The organism is Pseudomonas sp. S150, from assembly GCF_004526365.1.
Taxonomy (GTDB): Bacteria; Pseudomonadota; Gammaproteobacteria; order Pseudomonadales; family Pseudomonadaceae; genus Aquipseudomonas; species Aquipseudomonas putida_A.
Window position 1 is genome coordinate 1,656,306 of record NZ_CP038207.1, and the last position, 18,241, is coordinate 1,674,546.

19 protein-coding genes are annotated in these 18,241 nt (G+C 61.0%); 13 read left to right on the forward strand and 6 right to left on the reverse strand.

The features are described 5' to 3' along the window. The first annotated feature begins 13 nt into the window (after positions 1–13). The 4 genes from moaC to E3Z29_RS07540 all read left to right on the forward strand — a co-directional run bounded on the left by moaC (position 14) and on the right by E3Z29_RS07540 (position 2,242). A complete protein-coding gene (gene moaC, locus E3Z29_RS07520) occupies positions 14–487 on the forward strand; it encodes a cyclic pyranopterin monophosphate synthase MoaC (protein WP_027610932.1) in 474 nt (157 codons plus the stop codon). Continuing rightward, positions 484–726: a molybdopterin converting factor subunit 1 gene (moaD, locus tag E3Z29_RS07525; RefSeq protein WP_098967306.1), complete on the forward strand. Its 243-nt coding sequence runs from the start codon at positions 484–486 to the stop codon at positions 724–726. Before moaC ends, moaD begins: the two co-directional genes overlap by 4 nt. Before the next feature lie 3 nt (positions 727–729). Continuing rightward, the gene (gene moaE / locus E3Z29_RS07530; protein WP_134785484.1) at positions 730–1,182 is read left to right on the forward strand and encodes a molybdopterin synthase catalytic subunit MoaE; all 453 of its coding nucleotides are present in this window, start codon (positions 730–732) and stop codon (positions 1,180–1,182) included. Between the two features lie 283 nt (positions 1,183–1,465). Further along, the gene (locus E3Z29_RS07540; RefSeq protein ID WP_134785486.1) at positions 1,466–2,242 is read left to right on the forward strand and encodes an ABC transporter substrate-binding protein; all 777 of its coding nucleotides are present in this window, start codon (positions 1,466–1,468) and stop codon (positions 2,240–2,242) included. A gap of 100 nt (positions 2,243–2,342) precedes the next feature. Here the strand turns inward: E3Z29_RS07540 and E3Z29_RS07545 are convergent, their stop codons facing one another. From E3Z29_RS07545 to E3Z29_RS07570, 5 genes are all read right to left on the reverse strand, one after another. Further along, on the reverse strand, positions 2,343–2,969 hold the full coding sequence (locus E3Z29_RS07545) for a transcriptional regulator (RefSeq protein ID WP_098967310.1): 627 nt from the start codon (positions 2,967–2,969) through the stop codon (positions 2,343–2,345). 92 nt (positions 2,970–3,061) lie between these two features. Continuing rightward, complete coding sequence (locus E3Z29_RS07550) at positions 3,062–4,189, reverse strand: FAD-binding oxidoreductase (RefSeq protein WP_134785487.1); 1,128 nt, start codon at positions 4,187–4,189, stop codon at positions 3,062–3,064. A gap of 150 nt (positions 4,190–4,339) precedes the next feature. Continuing rightward, positions 4,340–5,284, reverse strand: coding sequence for an ornithine cyclodeaminase family protein (locus E3Z29_RS07560; protein WP_134785488.1), 945 nt, complete (start codon positions 5,282–5,284; stop codon positions 4,340–4,342). Between the two features lie 137 nt (positions 5,285–5,421). Then, a complete protein-coding gene (gene rhlB / locus E3Z29_RS07565; RefSeq protein WP_134785489.1) occupies positions 5,422–6,894 on the reverse strand; it encodes an ATP-dependent RNA helicase RhlB in 1,473 nt (490 codons plus the stop codon). A gap of 96 nt (positions 6,895–6,990) precedes the next feature. Then, entirely contained in the window at positions 6,991–7,647 is a 657-nt protein-coding gene (locus E3Z29_RS07570) for an alpha/beta hydrolase (protein WP_134785490.1), read from the reverse strand. A gap of 468 nt (positions 7,648–8,115) precedes the next feature. Between E3Z29_RS07570 and E3Z29_RS07575 the strand changes: the two genes are divergently transcribed. The 4 genes from E3Z29_RS07575 to E3Z29_RS07590 all read left to right on the forward strand — a co-directional run bounded on the left by E3Z29_RS07575 (position 8,116) and on the right by E3Z29_RS07590 (position 12,280). Continuing rightward, complete coding sequence (locus E3Z29_RS07575; protein ID WP_007965188.1) at positions 8,116–9,147, forward strand: amino acid ABC transporter substrate-binding protein; 1,032 nt, start codon at positions 8,116–8,118, stop codon at positions 9,145–9,147. Between the two features lie 65 nt (positions 9,148–9,212). Then, positions 9,213–10,394: an amino acid ABC transporter permease gene (locus E3Z29_RS07580; RefSeq protein ID WP_134785491.1), complete on the forward strand. Its 1,182-nt coding sequence runs from the start codon at positions 9,213–9,215 to the stop codon at positions 10,392–10,394. A 10-nt stretch (positions 10,395–10,404) separates the two neighbouring features. Beyond that, positions 10,405–11,502, forward strand: a complete 1,098-nt coding sequence (locus E3Z29_RS07585) for an amino acid ABC transporter permease (protein WP_007965184.1) — start codon at positions 10,405–10,407, stop codon at positions 11,500–11,502. 13 nt (positions 11,503–11,515) lie between these two features. Continuing rightward, on the forward strand, positions 11,516–12,280 hold the full coding sequence (locus E3Z29_RS07590; RefSeq protein WP_003221897.1) for an amino acid ABC transporter ATP-binding protein: 765 nt from the start codon (positions 11,516–11,518) through the stop codon (positions 12,278–12,280). A 69-nt stretch (positions 12,281–12,349) separates the two neighbouring features. Here the strand turns inward: E3Z29_RS07590 and E3Z29_RS07595 are convergent, their stop codons facing one another. After that, positions 12,350–13,975, reverse strand: coding sequence for a S8 family serine peptidase (locus tag E3Z29_RS07595; RefSeq protein ID WP_134785492.1), 1,626 nt, complete (start codon positions 13,973–13,975; stop codon positions 12,350–12,352). Positions 13,976–14,236: 261 nt separating this feature from the next. Between E3Z29_RS07595 and E3Z29_RS07600 the strand changes: the two genes are divergently transcribed. The 5 genes from E3Z29_RS07600 (at position 14,237) to E3Z29_RS07620 (ending at position 18,211) form a co-directional block, all read left to right on the forward strand. Then, positions 14,237–14,896, forward strand: coding sequence for a FadR/GntR family transcriptional regulator (locus E3Z29_RS07600; protein WP_134785493.1), 660 nt, complete (start codon positions 14,237–14,239; stop codon positions 14,894–14,896). After that, positions 14,886–16,172 carry a CynX/NimT family MFS transporter gene (locus E3Z29_RS07605; protein WP_134785494.1) on the forward strand — a complete coding sequence of 429 codons (1,287 nt, stop codon included), beginning with the start codon at positions 14,886–14,888 and terminating at the stop codon, positions 16,170–16,172. Before E3Z29_RS07600 ends, E3Z29_RS07605 begins: the two co-directional genes overlap by 11 nt. A gap of 203 nt (positions 16,173–16,375) precedes the next feature. Further along, positions 16,376–16,846 (forward strand): nuclear transport factor 2 family protein, encoded by a 471-nt coding sequence (locus E3Z29_RS07610; RefSeq protein WP_134785495.1) that lies wholly within the window; start codon positions 16,376–16,378, stop codon positions 16,844–16,846. A gap of 39 nt (positions 16,847–16,885) precedes the next feature. Then, entirely contained in the window at positions 16,886–17,188 is a 303-nt protein-coding gene (locus E3Z29_RS07615) for a GIY-YIG nuclease family protein (protein ID WP_115986582.1), read from the forward strand. A gap of 84 nt (positions 17,189–17,272) precedes the next feature. Then, the gene (locus tag E3Z29_RS07620; protein WP_134785496.1) at positions 17,273–18,211 is read left to right on the forward strand and encodes a glutathione S-transferase family protein; all 939 of its coding nucleotides are present in this window, start codon (positions 17,273–17,275) and stop codon (positions 18,209–18,211) included. The last annotated feature ends 30 nt before the right edge of the window (positions 18,212–18,241 follow it).

The window sequence follows — 18,241 nt, forward strand, 5'->3', positions numbered from 1 at the left end:
CAGGAGTAATCCCGTGCTGACTCATCTCGATTCCCAAGGTCGCGCCAACATGGTCGACGTCACCGAAAAAGCCGTGACGTTCCGTGAGGCGACGGCCCAAGCGCTGGTGCGCATGCTCCCCGAAACCTTGCAGATGATCGTCAGCGGCGGCCATCCCAAGGGCGACGTGTTTGCCGTGGCGCGCATTGCCGGCATTCAGGCGGCGAAGAAAACCAGTGATCTGATCCCGCTGTGCCATCCGCTGATGCTGACCGGGGTCAAGGTTGAACTCAGCGCTGAAGGTGACGACAGCGTGCGCATCGTCGCCCGCTGCAAGCTGTCGGGGCAGACCGGCGTCGAGATGGAAGCACTGACCGCTGCCAGCGTCGCCGCACTGACCATCTATGACATGTGCAAAGCGGTGGATCGCGGCATGATCATCGAAAGCGTGCGTCTGCTGGAGAAGGTCGGCGGCAAGAGCGGGCATTTTCAGGCGGAGCAGCCATGAAGCTGACGGTTAAATTCTTTGCCCGTTATCGTGAAGCGCTGGGCGTGGACTCGGTGGAGGTCGAAGGCGATTTCGCCACGGTCGACGCTGTGCGTGCGCTGCTCGCGCAACGCGAGGGCGCCGAAGTGCTGAGCGAACAGAACCTGATGTGCGCACGCAACGAAGACCTGTGCCCGCTCGACGAGCCGGTGAGCGATGGCGACGAAGTGGCGTTTTTCCCCACCGTGACCGGAGGCTGAGGCATGGCGATTCGGGTGCAGTCCATGGCGTTCGATCCCGGCGCTGAAGTCAACGCGATGCACGCGGCGAATGTCGGTGTCGGCGCGGTGGTGAGCTTTGTCGGCTACGTGCGCGACTTCAATGACGGGCTGGATGTGGCGGGTATGTTCCTCGAGCATTATCCGGGCATGACCGAAAAAGCCCTTGGCAAGATCGCCGTCGAGGCCGAGCAGCGCTGGCCGTTGCTGAAGCTGGAAGTGCTGCACCGCATCGGCGCGCTGGAGCCTGGCGAGCCGATCGTGTTTGTCGGTGCGGCCAGCGCCCATCGCCAGGCGGCGTTCGACGCCTGCGCCTTCGTCATGGACTACCTGAAAACCCGCGCGCCGTTCTGGAAAAAAGAAAACACCAGTAACGGCCCGCGCTGGGTCGAGGGGCGTGACAGTGATCATGCCGCTGCGGATCGCTGGAAAAAATAGTTTTTATAGCGCCTTCAAGTCCGTCTTCGCGAGCAAGCTCGCTCCCACATTGGATCTGTGTCGTTCCCAAATCCAATGTGGGAGCGAGCTTGCTCGCGAAGGGGCCATCTGTAACACCAAAAACCTCGCAGACACACTCTCTTCCCTAATTGACGGCTTATACCTATAAGTCCAATATGGATTTCCAAGTACAAAAAGCTTCAATCTTGCCGCTCGTAGCTCCCTGCTCCCAGCTGCTCTTCTTCGTCTTGCCAAACCAACAACAACCCGCGAGAGAACGAACATGAAGAAACTCCCCCTGATCACCGGTCTGGCCCTGAGCCTGTTGGCGTGCACCAGCTCGTTTGCCGCCGAGAAAACCCTGCGCATCGGCATCGAGGCCGCTTATCCACCGTTCGCTTCGAAAACCGACAAGGGTGAAATCGTCGGTTTCGACTACGACATCGGCAACGCCCTGTGCGCGCAGATGAAGGTCAAGTGTGTGTGGGTCGAGGGTGAGTTCGATGGTCTGATTCCTTCGTTGAAAGTGAAGAAAATCGACATGGCTTTGTCGTCGATGACCATCAACGAAGACCGCAAGAAGTCGGTGGATTTCACCCACAAGTACTACTTCACGTCGTCACGGCTGGTGATGAAGGAAGGCGCCACGGTCGACGACCAGTACGCCAGCCTCAAGGGCAAAACCGTCGGCGTGCAGCGCGCCACCACCACCGATCGTTATGCTACCGAGGTGTTCGAACCGAAGGGCATCAACGTCAAGCGCTACGGCAATAACGAAGAAATCTACATGGACCTGTCGGCCGGGCGGCTCGATGCGATTTTCGCCGACACCATCCCGCTGAACGATTTCCTGTCGATGCCGCGCGGCAAGGGCTATGCGTTTGTCGGGCCGGAGCTGAAGGATCCGAAGTACGTGGGCGAGGGCGCGGGGATCGCGGTGCGCAAGGGCAATACCGAGCTGGTCAGTGAGTTGAACACGGCCATCGACGGGATTCGGGCGAGTGGCGAGTATCAGAAGATTTCCCAGAAGTATTTCAAGTCCGACATCTACGGCGACTGATAGTCCGCTATCGCGAGCAGGCTCACTCCTACAGGGGAACGCATTCCAACTGTAGGAGTGAGCCTGCTCGCGATGGGGCCAGAACTGCCAATGCAGATCTTCAGCCCTTCAATTCCTTCAAATGCTTGTACACCGTCGCCCGCCCCATGTTCAGCACATTGGCCACATAGTTCGAGGCGCTCTTGCCCTTGAACGCGCCTTCGGCGTGCAGGGCCAATACCAGTTCGCGCTTGTGATCGCGGGTCAGCAGATTCAGGCTCAGCTGGCGCTCGCGCAGCCAGGCGTGGAGGAAGGTGTTGATGCGTTCCTGCCAGTCATCGCGAAACAGTGAATCCGGCTGCGGGATCAGTTTGCTCGGCGACAGGAACAGATCCAGCGCAGCCTTGGCATTCTCGAACAGCGAAATATTCAGGTTGATGCACAGCACCGCCAGCGGCCGCTCATCGTGGTCGCGCAGCACGGTGCTCAGGCTGCGGATTTTCTGGCCGTCCCAATTGAGCTTTTCGTACGGGCCGATGTTGCGCTCGCTGACCTCCTCGCTGAGCATGTCTTCAAGCGATGAATCGTCGCCGATCTCGCGCTTGGACAGGTTGTTGGCGATGTAGTCGACCTTCTGCGTGCGCAGGTCGTGCAGCACCACTTCGGCGTGGGGAAAGAACAGCGTGGCGATGGCGTCGGCGATGGCACGGAAGTTATCCAGTGCCGGATCGAATTCGGGGGCGGTCATGATTGTGGAGCTCCAGGCGGCGTCAGCGCCCCCGTGCACGGGGGCGCTGCGAGTGTGCCGCAATCCGTTGGGCGCGTCATCCGCAGGGGCCTTCAGCGCAGCCGTGAGGGGGAGAGCATGGCGCTGCTCAGGCCGAACTGACGCAGGTGTTCAGGCAACGCCTGCCCACGCACCAATGCCGCACTGGCCTGGCCCATGGCCGGTGAAGTCTGGATGCCGTAACCACCCTGGGCCGCGACCCAGAACAGCCCCGGCACCTGCGGATCGAAACCGCTGAGCAGATCACCGTCGGCGACGAAGCTGCGCAGTCCGGCCCAGGTGCGGATCGGGCGGCGGATAGTCAGGGTCGTAGCCTCTTCGATCTGATAGATGCCCATGGCGATGTCCAGCTCTTCCGGTTGCACGTCATGCGGTTCGACCGGGTCGGCGTTGGCCGGCGAGCCGAGGAACATCCCGGCGTCGGGCTTCATGTAGAACGATTCGTCGAGGCTGACCAGCATCGGCCAGTGATGAATGTCCACGCCCTCGGGGCCGGCGAAAATGAACGCCGCACGGCGTTTCGGTTGCAGGCCCAGCGCCTGGGCGCCAGCCAGCGCGCCGATCTGGTCAGCCCAGGCGCCGGCGGCGTTGATGATGACCGGCGCGCGGAAGGTCTGACCGTTGGTTTGCACCTGCCAGAGGCCAGCGGCGTCGCGCGTCAGGCCCAGCACTTCGCAATCGGTGTGCACCTCGCCGTTGTTGCGGCGGATACCGCGCAGGTAGCCCTGATGCAGGGCGTCGGTGTCGATGTCACTGGCGGTCGGATCGTAGATCGCGCCGTGGACTTTTTCCCGACGCAGGATCGGCAGACGGGCGCAGGCTTCGTCGGCGCTGAGCAGCTGCATTTCTGGCACTGTGGCTTTGGCGCTGAGGTACTGGTTGTTCAGCTCGGCGGCGTCACCGCTGAAGTCCACGGTCATTTCGCCGCGCGGTGTCAGCAATGGGTGCTCACAGAAACCGCTCGGCGGATGGTCGAAAAACTCACGGCTGGCCAGTGTCAGCGCCCGCACCTGCGGCGTACCGTAGGCGGCGGTGTACAGCGCGGCAGAACGCCCGGTGGAGTGATAGGCCGGGTGCGATTCACGTTCGAGCACGATCACTTTGGCGTGGGGCGACAGCCAGAAACCGGTGGAAGCGCCGGCAATCCCGCCGCCGATGATGATGAAATCTGCCTGGCTCATGAAAGTCTCCAGTTGCTCGCAATATTGGAAAATTCGCTGATCCCCTGTGGGAGCGGGCTTGCTCGCGAAGGCGGTATGTCATTCGGCAAATGCGTTGCCTGATACGGCCTCTTCGCGAGCAAGCCCGCTCCCACAATGGGATTTGTGGTGTCAGTGGGTTAAGAGATAAACCGCATTCGCCAGCGCAATGTCTTCCAGGCCCAGGCCGATTGAACGGAAAAATACGTGACGGTCGTAATCAGGGCGCGGCACTTTCTCGCTGAGCAGGTCAGCAAGGTCACCGACAATCAAATCCTTGCTCCAGCCATGCTGCTCGGTCGCGATCAACATCTCACCGGCCGAGCCCGGCGTGGTCAGCCGATAGTCACAGAACACTTGCATGTCGCTCAGGCTCTGCGGCGGCACCTCATGGGCGCGTGGCGCGTTGGTGCTGATCGAGGTGATCAGCGCCGGTTTGCTCAAGCTGGCCGGGTCGATCACTGGGCCGGCGGACGAGGTGCAGAGCATGATCACGTCCGCGTCTATGTGGGCGACATCGCGGCTGTCGGCAATCTTCACCCCCGGGTAGATCTCTTTCAGCAGCGCCCGGGTTTCAGCGTCTTCCGACAGGCTCGGCGAATACACGCTGATGTTCTGCCAGTCGCGCAGACCTTTCACGTAATGCAGATGCGCCTGAGCAACCTTGCCGCTGCCGATGATCGCCAGCCGTTGGGCATTCAGCGGGGCGAGGGCATCGACAGCAACGGCGGTGGTCGCTGCAGTGCGTGCGCTGGTCAGCTCGCCGGCATCGCAAAGCAACAGCGGTTGGCCGGTTTTCATCGACATCAATAGGGTCCACGCCGTGACCAGTGGCCCTTGCTCGCGGACGATGTACGGCGAGGTCTTGACCCCGTACACGCCATCCTCGGCCAGCACCCCCAGATAATTGATGAAGTCGCCGGCGCCCTGCGGAAACTCCACCAGTTGCTGCGCCGGTTGCACGGCGTGGCCGGCGGCGAGGTCGCGGAACAGTTTGCGCAGGATCTGCGGCACGTCGATGCGCGCCAGCAGCTCGCGGGCCTGGGTGTGGTCGATCACGTAGGGTGTACTGGACATGTCAGGCTCCGCGGTCTGGATATAAACTAATTTGTCCATTATGGACTTTTAGTTGTCTATCGCAAGCGCCTGTTGAAAACGCCGGGCAAAAAAAAGCGCAGTCCGTTGCCGGCTGCGCTTTTTGCGTTACGGGGCGCTTACTGCGGCTGCGGACGCTTGCGTTCAACGGTGCGCAACAGGTGCGTAGGCGGTGTTTCGCAGCTGATCTTGCGACCGAGTTTCTCTTCGATCGACGGCAGTTGGTAGGAGTCGTCCTCGCCGGCGAAGCTGATCGACACGCCGTCGGCGCCCGCGCGACCGGTGCGGCCGATGCGGTGCACGTAGTCGTCCGGGACTTCCGGCAGGGTGAAGTTGATCACGTGGCTGATGCCGTCGATGTGGATGCCGCGACCGGCGACATCGGTGGCCACCAGCACGCGGATCTTGCCTTCGCGGAAGCCTTCGAGGGTCTTGATGCGCTTGTGCTGCGGCACGTCGCCGGACAGCTGCGCGGCGTTGATGCCGTCGCGCACCAGGCGTTCTTCGATGCGGCGCACTTCATCCTTGCGGTTGGCGAAGACGATCACGCGCTCCCAGCCGTTATCGTTGACCAGGTTGTAGAGCAGTTTGTATTTGTCAGCCGCGGCCACGGCATAGATGTGCTGCTCGACGTTTTCGTTGGCCACGTTGGTGATTTCGATTTCGACGATTGCCGGATCGGTGGTCCATTGCTTGGCCAGGTTCATCACGTCTTCGGTGAAGGTCGCGGAGAACAGCAGGGTCTGACGCTCGGACTTCGGCGGGGTCTGGCGAATGATCTGCCGCACTTGCGGGATGAAGCCCATGTCGAGCATGCGGTCGGCTTCGTCCAGCACCATCACTTCGACCATGTCCAGGTGCACGTCGCCGCGCTGATTGAAGTCGAGCAGACGGCCTGGGGTGGCGACAAGGATGTCGCAGTGGCGTGCTTCGAGGTGCTTGAGTTGCTTGTCGAAGTCCATGCCGCCAACGAACGTCATGACGTTGAGGCCGGTGTACTTGGTCAGGTCGGCAGCATCCTTGGCGATCTGCACCACCAGCTCACGGGTCGGTGCGATGATCAGCGCACGGGGTTCACCCATGTAGCGTTCTTTCGGCGGTGGCGTCTGCAACAACTGAGTGATGATCGAGATCAGGAACGCAGCGGTCTTGCCGGTGCCGGTCTGCGCGCGGCCGATGGCATCTTTGCCGGCGAGGGTGAAACCCAGCACCTGCGCCTGGATCGGCGTGCAGTACGGGAAGCCCAGGTCCTGGATGGCGTGCATCAGTTCCGGAGCGAGCTTGAAATCGTGAAAGCGGGTTTTGCCTTCCTGGGGTTCGACGACGAAATCTTCGAGTTTCCAGGGAATGACCGGTGCCTTGGGCTTCGGTTCGCGGCGCGGCCGGGGTGGTTTCGGCGCTTCGGCGCGGACCGGTTCGGTGGCGACGGCAGGTTGCGGCTCAGGCTGGGGTGTCGCTACCGGAGCCGGACGTTCAGCCTTGGGCACATCGCTGCGAGGGCCGGGGGCGTGCGACGGCGCACTGGGGACTGGCGCGAGCTGCTCAGCCTCGCTTTTACCGAACATTTTCTTGAGTGCTTTGAGCACGGTCATCTCATCAATTGGTTAAGGAATGTACGCCGGCCAGTGTAATGCAAGAAACGGGCGCGGCGTAGTGGGATGATCAAAGGGGCGTTCGCGCTGAAACGATCAACGCAGGCGTTCGCCCAGCCAGACGCCGATATCACGAATTTCTTCGGGTAACACTTCGTGCTCCATTGGGTATTCCTGCCATGTCACGGTGACACCATGCTTCACCAAATGCTCATAGGCACTGCGCCCCATCGAGTTCTGCACCACGCTGTCGAACTGGCCGTGCAGGCACAGCGCAGGAATACGCTGCTGACTGGCTGAAAGCTCCATCTCGTCAGTGAAGGTCGGGGCGTAGGTGGACAGGGCAAGTACGCCACCCAACGGACCTTGCCACTTTATATAAGCGGTGTGCAGAACGACGGCGCCGCCTTGGGAAAACCCGGCGAGAAAAATCCGCGAAGCGTCTATTCCGCTGGCGCGCTCCTTTTCGATCAATTCAATGATGCGATCCGCCGACGCTTCCAACTGGTCACGGTCAATCGACCGCGCCGGGCTCATGGCCTTTATGTCGTACCAGCTCGGCATCTCGTAACCACCATTGATGGTGACGGGCAGGGTCGGCGCTTGCGGCAATACGAAGCGCGTACTCAGCAGGCTTTCCTGCAGCGCTTCGGCGACCGGCAAGAAGTCATAGCGGTCCGCGCCGAGGCCGTGCAGCCAGATTACGCAGGCGTCTGCAGGCTTTACGGGTTGAAGAATCAGGGGCTCGGTCATGGCTGCTCCAAAAATGTGCGGGCGCTCTCAATAAGTGCGTGATTGAGGTGCGCGTCCGGTCGATCCGTTAAGAAGATGTCGCAAGGCTACAAGTTTTGCTATTGACCTGTCGCGCAATCGCTTCAGCAAGCGGTGTGGTACGGGCTTTGCTATGGAGGATTCTGTACGAAGCGTCCTACGCCTTGCGGTAACACTATCAGTGTACGTCTTGCGACGGGATTGCAAAGAATCCGGTGATGGATGTTCGCCGATGGCCGCTACGGGCAAAGCGAACGTGAAAGGGCTACAGCCCGTTCGGCCGATTGGTGAGAAGTGAGTTGTCCATGATGTGGATTTTCTCCTACTAGACTCATAGCGAAGGTCTTACGTCGGTTGACCCCAAAAAAAGCCAACACGGGTCAACAACGCCTCAAAAGGGTGCGACTGGACTCAAGCTCCGACACAACAAGAGCAAAACTGGAGGTTTGAATGAAGATGTTGAAATCCACTCTGGCGGTCGTGACTGCAGCAGCAGTACTCGGCGTCAGCGGGTTCGCTCAGGCGGGTGCAACCCTGGATGCCGTGCAGAAGAAAGGTTTCGTGCAGTGTGGCGTGAGCGACGGTCTGCCGGGTTTCTCGGTACCGGACGCTTCGGGCAAGATCCTCGGGATCGACGCTGACGTCTGCCGCGCTGTGGCCGCTGCCGTATTCGGCGACGCCAACAAGGTCAAGTTCAGCCAGTTGAACGCCAAGGAGCGCTTCACCGCGCTGCAGTCCGGCGAAATCGACCTGCTCTCGCGCAACACCACCATGACCAGCTCGCGTGACGCCGGCATGGGCCTGAAATTCCCGGGCTTCATCACTTACTACGACGGCGTGGGCTTCCTGGCCAACAACAAGCTGGGCGTGAAAAGTGCCAAGGAACTGGACGGTGCAACCATCTGCATCCAGGCCGGTACCACCACCGAACTGAACGTCTCCGACTACTTCCGCGCCAACGGCCTGAAGTACACCCCGATCACTTTCGACACCTCCGATGAAAGCGCCAAGTCGCTGGAATCCGGTCGTTGCGACGTGCTGACCTCCGACAAGTCGCAGCTGTACGCACAGCGCAGCAAACTGGCTTCGCCAAAAGACTACGTGGTACTGCCGGAAACCATCTCCAAAGAACCACTGGGCCCGGTCGTGCGTAACGGCGACGACGAGTGGCTGGCGATCGTTCGCTGGGTTGGCTACGCGCTGCTGAACACTGAAGAAGCCGGCGTGACGTCGAAAAACGTGCTGGAAGAAGCCAAATCCACCAAGAACCCGGACGTCGCTCGTCTGCTGGGTGCTGACGGTGAATACGGCAAGGACCTGAAACTGCCGAAGGACTGGGTTGTGAAAATCGTTTCGCAGGTCGGTAACTACGGTGAAATCTTCGAGAAAAACCTCGGCAAGAGCACTCCGCTGGAAATCGACCGTGGCCTGAACGCGCTGTGGACCAACGGCGGCATTCAGTACGCACCACCAGTGCGCTAATGGTTCTATCACCCGGCGGGCCAACCGCCGGGTGATGTTCTGTTCCATTTCTTCCGGGGCACTTCATGCAAAATTCAATCGGCGCACCAAAGCAGAGGCTCAGCCTCAGCGATCCGCGAGTGCGTGCGTGGCTGTTTCAGATCATCACCGTCGTGGCGGTGATCGCCATGGGCTGGTATCTGTTCGACAACACCCAGACCAACCTTCAGCACCGGGGCATCACTTCCGGTTTCAGCTTTCTGGAGCGCAGTGCCGGGTTCGGCATCGCTCAGCACCTGATCTCCTACACCGAAGCGGACAGTTACGCTCGGGTGTTCGTGATCGGCTTGCTCAACACCCTGTTGGTGACCTTCATCGGCGTGATCCTGGCGACCCTGCTGGGCTTCATCATCGGTGTGGCGCGGCTGTCGCCGAACTGGATCATCAGCAAACTGGCGACCGTGTACGTGGAAGTGTTCCGCAACATTCCGCCGCTGCTGCAGATCCTGTTCTGGTACTTCGCGGTATTCCTGACCATGCCGGGACCGCGCAACAGCCACAACTTCGGCGACACCTTCTTCGTCAGCAGCCGGGGCCTGAACATGCCGGCCGCGCAAATGGCTGACGGCTTCTGGGCGTTCTTCATCAGTGTGGTGCTGGCCATCGTCGCCATCGTGCTGATGTGCCGCTGGGCCAACAAGCGTTTCGAAGACACCGGCGTACCGTTTCACAAGTTCTGGACCGGCCTGGCTATCCTGCTGGTGATCCCGACCTTGTGCGCGCTGATCTTCGGTGCCCCCCTGCACTGGGAAATGCCGCAACTCAAGGGTTTCAACTTCGTCGGTGGCTGGGTGCTGATCCCGGAACTGCTGGCGCTGACCCTCGCCCTGACCGTGTACACCGCAGCGTTCATTGCGGAAATCGTCCGTTCGGGGATCAAGTCGGTCAGCCATGGCCAGACCGAAGCGGCGCGTTCGCTCGGCCTGCGCAACGGCCCAACCCTGCGCAAGGTGATCATTCCGCAAGCCTTGCGAGTGATCATTCCGCCGCTGACCAGCCAATACCTGAACCTGGCGAAGAACTCGTCGCTGGCCGCCGGTATCGGTTATCCGGAAATGGTTTCGCTGTTCGCCGGCACCGTGCTCAACCAGACCGGTCAGGCGATCGAAGTCATTGCCATCACCATGAGCGTGTACCTGGCGATCAGTATCAGCATTTCCCTGCTGATGAACTGGTACAACAAGCGCATTGCGCTGATCGAGCGGTGAGGAAACGCGCATGACAACCCATACTTTCAAACCCGACATGCCACCGCCGGCCAAGGTCTTCGGCCCGATGGCATGGATACGCGCGAACATGTTTTCCAGCTGGCTCAACACCCTGCTGACCCTGTTTGCGTTTTACCTGATCTATCTGGTGGTACCACCGATCCTCAGTTGGGCGATTCTCGATGCCAACTGGGTCGGCACCACCCGCGCCGACTGCACCAAGGACGGCGCCTGCTGGGTGTTCATTCAGCAGCGTTTCGGCCAGTTCATGTACGGCTATTATCCGACCGGCCTGCGCTGGCGCGTCGACCTGACCGTGTGGCTGGCGGTGATCGGCGTGGCGCCACTGTTCATCTCGCGCTTCCCGCGTAAAGCGGTGTACGGCCTGAGCTTCCTGGTGATCTACCCGATCGTCGCCTGGTGCCTGCTGCACGGTGGCGTGTTCGGCCTCGACGCCGTGGCGACCAGCCAGTGGGGCGGTCTGATGCTGACCCTGGTCATCGCCACCGTGGGTATCGCCGGCGCCTTGCCGCTGGGGATCATTCTGGCGCTGGGCCGGCGCTCGAACATGCCGGCGATTCGTGTGGTCTGCGTGACCTTCATCGAGTTCTGGCGCGGCGTGCCGTTGATCACGGTGCTGTTCATGTCCTCGGTGATGCTGCCGCTGTTCCTGCCCGAAGGCATGAACTTCGACAAGCTGCTGCGGGCGCTGATCGGGGTGATCCTGTTCCAGTCGGCCTACGTTGCCGAAGTGGTGCGCGGCGGTCTGCAAGCGATCCCCAAAGGTCAGTACGAAGCGGCAGCGGCGATGGGCCTCGGTTACTGGCGCGCCATGGGCCTGGTGATTCTGCCGCAAGCCCTGAAGCTGGTGATTCCGGGCATCGTCAACACCTTCATTGCGCTGTTCAAGGACACCAGCCTGGTGATCATCATCGGCCTGTTCGACCTGCTCAACAGCGTCAAGCAAGCCGCTGCCGACCCGAAATGGTTGGGCATGGCCACCGAAGGCTACGTGTTCGCCGCCCTGGTGTTCTGGATTTTCTGTTTTGGTATGTCGCGCTATTCCATGCATCTGGAACGCAAGCTCGACACTGGCCACAAGCGTTAGGAGTTCTCTGTAAATGAGCGAAGCAATCAAAAAGCCTGTCGGCCCTGAAGGCATTATCCAGATGCAGGGCGTGAACAAGTGGTACGGCCAGTTCCACGTGCTGAAAGACATCAACCTCAACGTCAAACAGGGCGAGCGTATCGTCCTGTGCGGCCCGTCGGGTTCCGGCAAATCGACCACCATCCGCTGCCTCAACCGTCTGGAAGAGCACCAGCAGGGCCGCATCGTGGTCGACGGCGTGGAGCTGACCAACGACCTCAAGCAGATCGAAGCGATCCGCCGCGAAGTCGGCATGGTGTTCCAGCACTTCAACCTGTTCCCGCACCTGACCATCCTGCAGAACTGCACGTTGGCGCCGATGTGGGTGCGCAAGATGCCCAAGCGCAAGGCCGAGGAAATCGCCATGCATTATCTGGAGCGCGTACGCATTCCGGAGCAGGCGCATAAATTCCCGGGGCAACTGTCCGGCGGTCAGCAACAGCGTGTGGCGATTGCCCGCGCGCTGTGCATGAAACCGAAAATCATGCTGTTCGACGAACCGACCTCGGCCCTCGACCCGGAGATGGTCAAAGAGGTGCTGGACACCATGATCGGCCTCGCCGAAGACGGCATGACCATGCTCTGCGTGACCCACGAAATGGGCTTCGCCCGCACCGTGGCCAACCGTGTGATCTTCATGGACAAGGGCGAAATCGTCGAACAGGCGGCGCCGAACGACTTCTTCGACAACCCGCAGAATGACCGTACCAAACTGTTCCTGAGCCAGATCCTGCATTGATTGCCTGAGAAGCTCGCCTGACAAAAAGCCCTGCCGGTATGCCGACAGGGCTTTTTTCATGGGGGCGAATCAGCCCGCATTTGTTTTGCGTTCAAGTGCCAGGTGCACGGCACGCAGCGCGTTGAGTCGGCCGTGCCCGTAGTAGTGACTGTGGCCGTTTTCGTCGTACTGGCCGCGCGGCCCGTCATCGGGGTGGCCGATCTTGTCGCAGCAATCGGCAAGTATCTGGCGTACCGCAAAGCGATCAAGCTCGGGATTGACGCCGAGCACCAGCGCAGCGATGCCCGCGGCGCCGGGGCAGGCGCTGGAGGTACCGCTGAAGGTGTCGGTGTAGGCCGGCAATGTGGCGGCGGCAAACTTTGCGCTCAAATCAGTGGTACGGATACCCCGGGTCTGCGGGATCGAAGTCGCAGGCTTGAACTTCGGATCGGGGTGTTTCTGATCTCCGCTGGGAAAGCAGCACCAGAGTGACTTGCCATAGTCACTGTAGGCACTGCGCCGGTTCTGATCGTTGCAGGCACCTACCGCAATGACGTGGGGGTGGCTGGAATAGCCATCGTTATCGGCGCACTCGTTACCGTTTCCCGCGCCAAAAAAGATCACACAGCCTTTGCCATTGTGGCCCTTGGTGGCGGCGTATTCGATTGCCAGCCGCGTGCTGGCGGCTAGGGGAAACACTTGCGTGTGACGCGGGTCCGCCGGGTCGGCCCAATGCCCTTCAGCCGGCCCCCAGCTGCAGGAAATGACGTCGGCTCCCTGATCGGCCGCCCAGAAAAAGGCGTCGGCCTCCGCGCGGGCTCCCAAGGGTTTGGTGAGTTTCAATGGCATCAGGCTGGCTTTGGGGGCGACACCGCTGGCGCCGTCCTCGCCATTGGCGCAAGCCACCCCGGCAGCGGCCGTACCGTGGCGTTCCAGGGCGTTCAGTGGGCGCGGCCCGCCTTTGGCGTTACGTCGGTCAAAGTTCTTTGCACCGACCACTTTGCCTTCTCCGGAAAATTCGGGATGGTCAATATCAAATGCGTCATCGATGACTGCGATGACGATCCCTTCGCCCTGCGCGAGCTCATGTGCGGCTTCGACGTTGGCGCTGGCATCGATTTCAACCTGATAGGTCACGGTGGTTTTCTTCAGGTGCCACTGATTGGCATGGATCGCTCGGCGTTGACCCTGGCGCAGCAGCTCCGGGTGGCAGTACTCGATCTCGTCGCGTTCCAGCCATTCACTCGTGAGGGTGCAGATATCGATGCCATGGGTGGCGGGGTGATGCACAAAAAAGGCATTTTTTGCATACGGCACCTGTTGCTTGATCATCAGGCCCAGCGCTTGAAGTATGACCATGCACTCAGTGGCTTTCAGTGAGTCGATGAACTTCAAAAAGATATTTTCGGTATAGAGCACCGGCTCCTGATTGATGGGATCCACCAGCACGCTGCCCGCGAAGCGCACGTCGGGCAATTCGCGTAGCAGCGCCTTGCGTTGCGATGCGTCCGAGTGTCCAGGCAGTTTGAAAATCTGCACATCAGCGTCCTCGACATGCAGCAACAGCTCGCAACCTTCCAGCGCTGCGTGAGCAGATTCGCAGCAAAGCGTTTGGGCCAACTGCGTTCCCGCGTGGCTGCGGACTGCCAGCAATTGGCGATTTTTCTGCAGAACAAAAGGGCGGTCGTGCTGCTTGCCGAAATTGACTTCTACCATGAGCGTGCTTCTTCCTTTGGATAATGACGGGGCAAAATGCCCCTGGATCAATGTCCAAAGTCTGCAGTCCAGCGTCCGCAAGTGATGTCGGCAGTATTCCTGCGGAATGTGGGAAAGCACTTCGCCTGTCAGCGGTTTTTACAACTCGACATGTAGGATTGGTGTCCCGGTTGTTACTTCCTGCGTGGGGTTGTGTGGGGCGCCGCAGCTGACTAAGATGTCAGAAAATTCATCCTATGATTGGATGAAAGGGCGAATTTCATGACAGACATCTCACCTTTGATCAAGCGATCCCTGGTCGATCAGGCCTTGGATCAACTGCGCCAGCGCATCACCGATGGCGTGTGGCAGGTCGGCGAACGGCTGCCGACCGAGCCTGAGTTGTGCGCCGAACTGGGCATCAGCCGCAACACCGTGCGCGAAGCCATGCGCGTGCTGGCGTTTTCCGGGTTGATCGAAATCCGGCAGGGCGACGGCAGTTATTTGCGCGCAGTGGTCGATCCGATGGACACGCTCAAGGCGTTGTCCCGCTGCTCGCTGGAGCAGGCGCGCGAGACCCGGCACATTCTCGAAGTCGAGGCGATTGGCCTGGCCGCGTTGCGCCGCACCGATGAAGATCTCGCCGCATTGCGCGCAGCGCTCGGCACCAGCGGCAGCCACTACCACGGTGATCTCGACACTTACATTGCCTGCGATCTGGTGTTCCACCGCCGTCTGGTGGACGCCGCGCACAACCCCACCCTCAGCGAGTTGTATCGCTATTTCTCCAGTATCGTCGGCGCGCAATTGCGCCAGACGCTGAACATCGTCCCGCGCCGTCAGGAAGTGTTCGACCTGCACATCGAGTTGCTCGATGCCGTCGAACAACGCGACCCGGAACGGGCCAAAGCCATATCGAGGCAGTTGATCAATGAACCTTGAAAGCGAGAAAAACTTTTCAACCCCCAAGCGCACGGCGGAGCTCGAAGAGCTGCTGATCGACGCCGAGGCCGATGACGAGCAAGTGCAGCAAAGCCATCCGCTGGTGCGCAGGCCGTGGCTGTTGTTGCTGGGGCTGATTCTGGTGGCGCTGAACCTGCGCCCGGCGCTGTCGAGCATGGCGCCGCTGCTCAGCGAAGTGTCGAAAAGCCTTGGCCTGTCTGCGGCTCAGGCCGGTCTGCTGACCACGTTGCCGGTGTTGTGCCTGGGCTTGTTCGCGCCGCTGGCGCCGATTCTGGCGCGGCGTTTCGGCGCTGAGCGGGTGGTGCTGGGGATTCTGCTGACCCTGGCCGCCGGGATTATTGTGCGCAGCAACTTCGGTGAGATCGGGCTGTTTGCAGGTAGCGTGCTTGGCGGTGCGAGCATCGGCATTATCGGCGTGCTGCTGCCGGGCATCGTCAAACGCGACTTCGCCAGACACGCCGGGACCATGACCGGCGTATACACCATGGCCCTGTGCCTGGGCGCGGCAATGGCCGCGGGTTCCACCGTGCCGTTGAGCGAACACTTCGACCACAGCTGGGCACTGGGCCTGGGCTTCTGGGTAATCCCGGCGCTGGTGGCGGCGTTGTTCTGGCTGCCGCAGGTCGGGCAGAAACACGGCGCGCACAACGTCGCCTATCGGGTGAAAGGTCTGCTGCGCGATCCACTGGCGTGGCAAGTGACTTTGTACATGGGCCTGCAATCGTCGCTGGCGTACATCGTGTTCGGCTGGTTGCCGTCGATCCTGATCGGTCGTGGCCTGACCCCGACTCAGGCCGGTCTGGTGCTGTCCGGTTCGGTGATCATCCAGCTCGCCAGCTCCCTGGCGGCGCCGTGGCTGGCGACCCGGGGCAAGGACCAGCGCCTGGCGATCGTGGTGGTGATGGCGCTGACCCTCGGTGGTCTGTTCGGTTGCCTGTATGCGCCGATTGAAGGGTTGTGGGGCTGGGCGATTCTGCTGGGGCTGGGGCAGGGCGGTACGTTCAGTCTGGCGCTGACCCTGATCGTGCTGCGCTCGCGGGATTCGCATGTGGCGGCGAACCTGTCGAGCATGTCCCAGGGCTTCGGCTACACCCTGGCGTCGATGGGGCCGTTCGCGGTCGGCGTGGTGCATGACTGGACCGGCGGCTGGAATGCCGTGGGCTGGATCTTCGGCATCATTGGCACCGGTGCGATCATTGCCGGCCTTGGTGCCGGCCGGGCGCTGTACGTGCAAGTGCAAAGCGAAAAGCTCTGACACGGTTCAACTTGTAGGAGTGAGCCTGCTCGCGATAACGGTGTGTCGGTCAACATTGCGCTGACTGATACACCGCTATCGCGAGCAGGCTCACTCCTACAGTGGTTCTGTGTGCGGCTGATATTCGCTTTGCGAATGCCGATAGTGTTTCTGCGATTTGCAGCTTATCGTGCTGGCAATCTGTCCATTTCCGGAGTTTGCCCATGAGCGAAGCCCACGCCGCCCTGATCACTCGCTTCTACCAGGCCTTCCAGCGCCTCGACGCCGAGGCCATGGCCGCCTGCTGTACCGACGATGTGGTGTTCAGCGATCCGGCCTTCGGTGAGCTGCGCGGGCGCGATGCCGGCGACATGTGGCGCATGCTCACCACTCGAGCCAAGGACTTCTCCCTGACCTTCGACAATGTCCGCGCCGACGAGCGCAGCGGCGGCGCGCACTGGGTGGCGACTTACCTGTTCAGCCAGACCGGCAACGTGGTAATCAACGATATCCAGGCGCGCTTCGTCTTTCGCGACGGCAAGATCTGCGAGCACCACGACCACTTCGACCTGTGGCGCTGGTCGCGGCAGGCGTTGGGTTTCAAAGGCCTGCTGCTGGGCTGGACACCGCTGGTGCGCAACGCGGTCCGGGCGCAGGCGCTGAAAGGTCTGAAGGCATTTCAGGCCGCTCGCTGATAAGATCGCGGCCTGTTTCCTACACGTCCAGATCCCGAAGTGACCAGCCTCAGCGAAAAACCGGTTGAAGTCGTCGAGCCAGTGAGCAAGTCCTGGTTCGTCTACCTCGTGCGCGCGGCCAACGGTTCGCTGTATTGCGGGATCAGCGACGACCCGGTGCGCCGCTTCGCCAAGCATCAGAGCGGCAAGGGCGCGCGCTTCTTCCTGTCCAGCCCGGCGATGGCGCTGGTCTACACCGAGCGTTGCCGCGACAAAAGCGACGCGCTGCGCCAGGAACGGCTGATCAAAAAGCTGCGCAAGAGCGCCAAGGAATGTCTGGTCGCGTCTTATCAATCTGACTGATCGGTTCCCATCAGGCAGATCTGTAGGCTGCTAATCAAATGCACGCTAAGCTGCGGACTCACTTTCTGTGCGGCGGAGCCGAGCATGTCCGAGTTGATTCTGCATCATTACCCGACCTCTCCATTTGCTGAAAAGGCTCGTCTGCTGTTGGGCTTCAAAGGCTTATCCTGGCGCTCGGTGCACATTTCGCCGGTGATGCCCAAGCCGGATCTGACCGCGTTGACTGGCGGCTACCGCAAGACCCCGGTGTTGCAGATCGGCGCCGACATCTATTGCGACACATCGTTGATTGCCCGTCGTCTGGAGCAGGAAAAAGCCCTGCCGGCGTTTTTCCCGGAAGGGCAGGAAATGACCAGCGCCAGCTTCGCCGCTTGGGCCGATTCGGTGGTGTTCCAGCACGCGGTCAGCCTGGTGTTCCAGCCGGAGTCGGTGGCCGTGCGTTTCGGCAAGTTGCCGCCGGAAGCGATCAAGGCGTTTATCGCTGACCGTGCCGGGCTGTTCAGTGGCGGCAGCGCCACGCGGCTGTCGGCCGAGCAGGCCAAGCATCAATGGCCAACGATCATGGCGCGGCTGGAGCAGCAGCAGTTGCAGCGCGAGCAGGGCGACTTCCTGTTCGGTGAACCGTCGATTGCCGACTTCGCCCTGGCGCATCCACTGTGGTTCCTCAAGGCGACGCACGTCACTGCGCCGTTGGTCGATGAATATCCAGCCGTGACTGCCTGGCTGGGGCGTGTGCTGGGCTTTGGTCATGGTGACGCGAGTGAGATGACTGCCGAGGAGGCGCTGGAAGTCGCGCGCAGTTCGACGCCGGCGGCGTTGCCGGATGAGCAGTTTGTCGATCCGAACGGTTTCAAGGCCGGGCAGCAGGTGGCGATTGCCGCAACAGACTACGGGGTTGATCCGGTGGTGGGTGAGTTGCTGTTTGCTGGCCGCGAAGAGCTGATCCTGCGCCGCGAAGACCCGCGTGGCGGCGTGGTGCACGTGCACTTCCCGCGCTTTGGATTCCGCATCGAAGCTCGCTGATCAGCAAGTAGCCTCTGCTTGAGGGGAGGG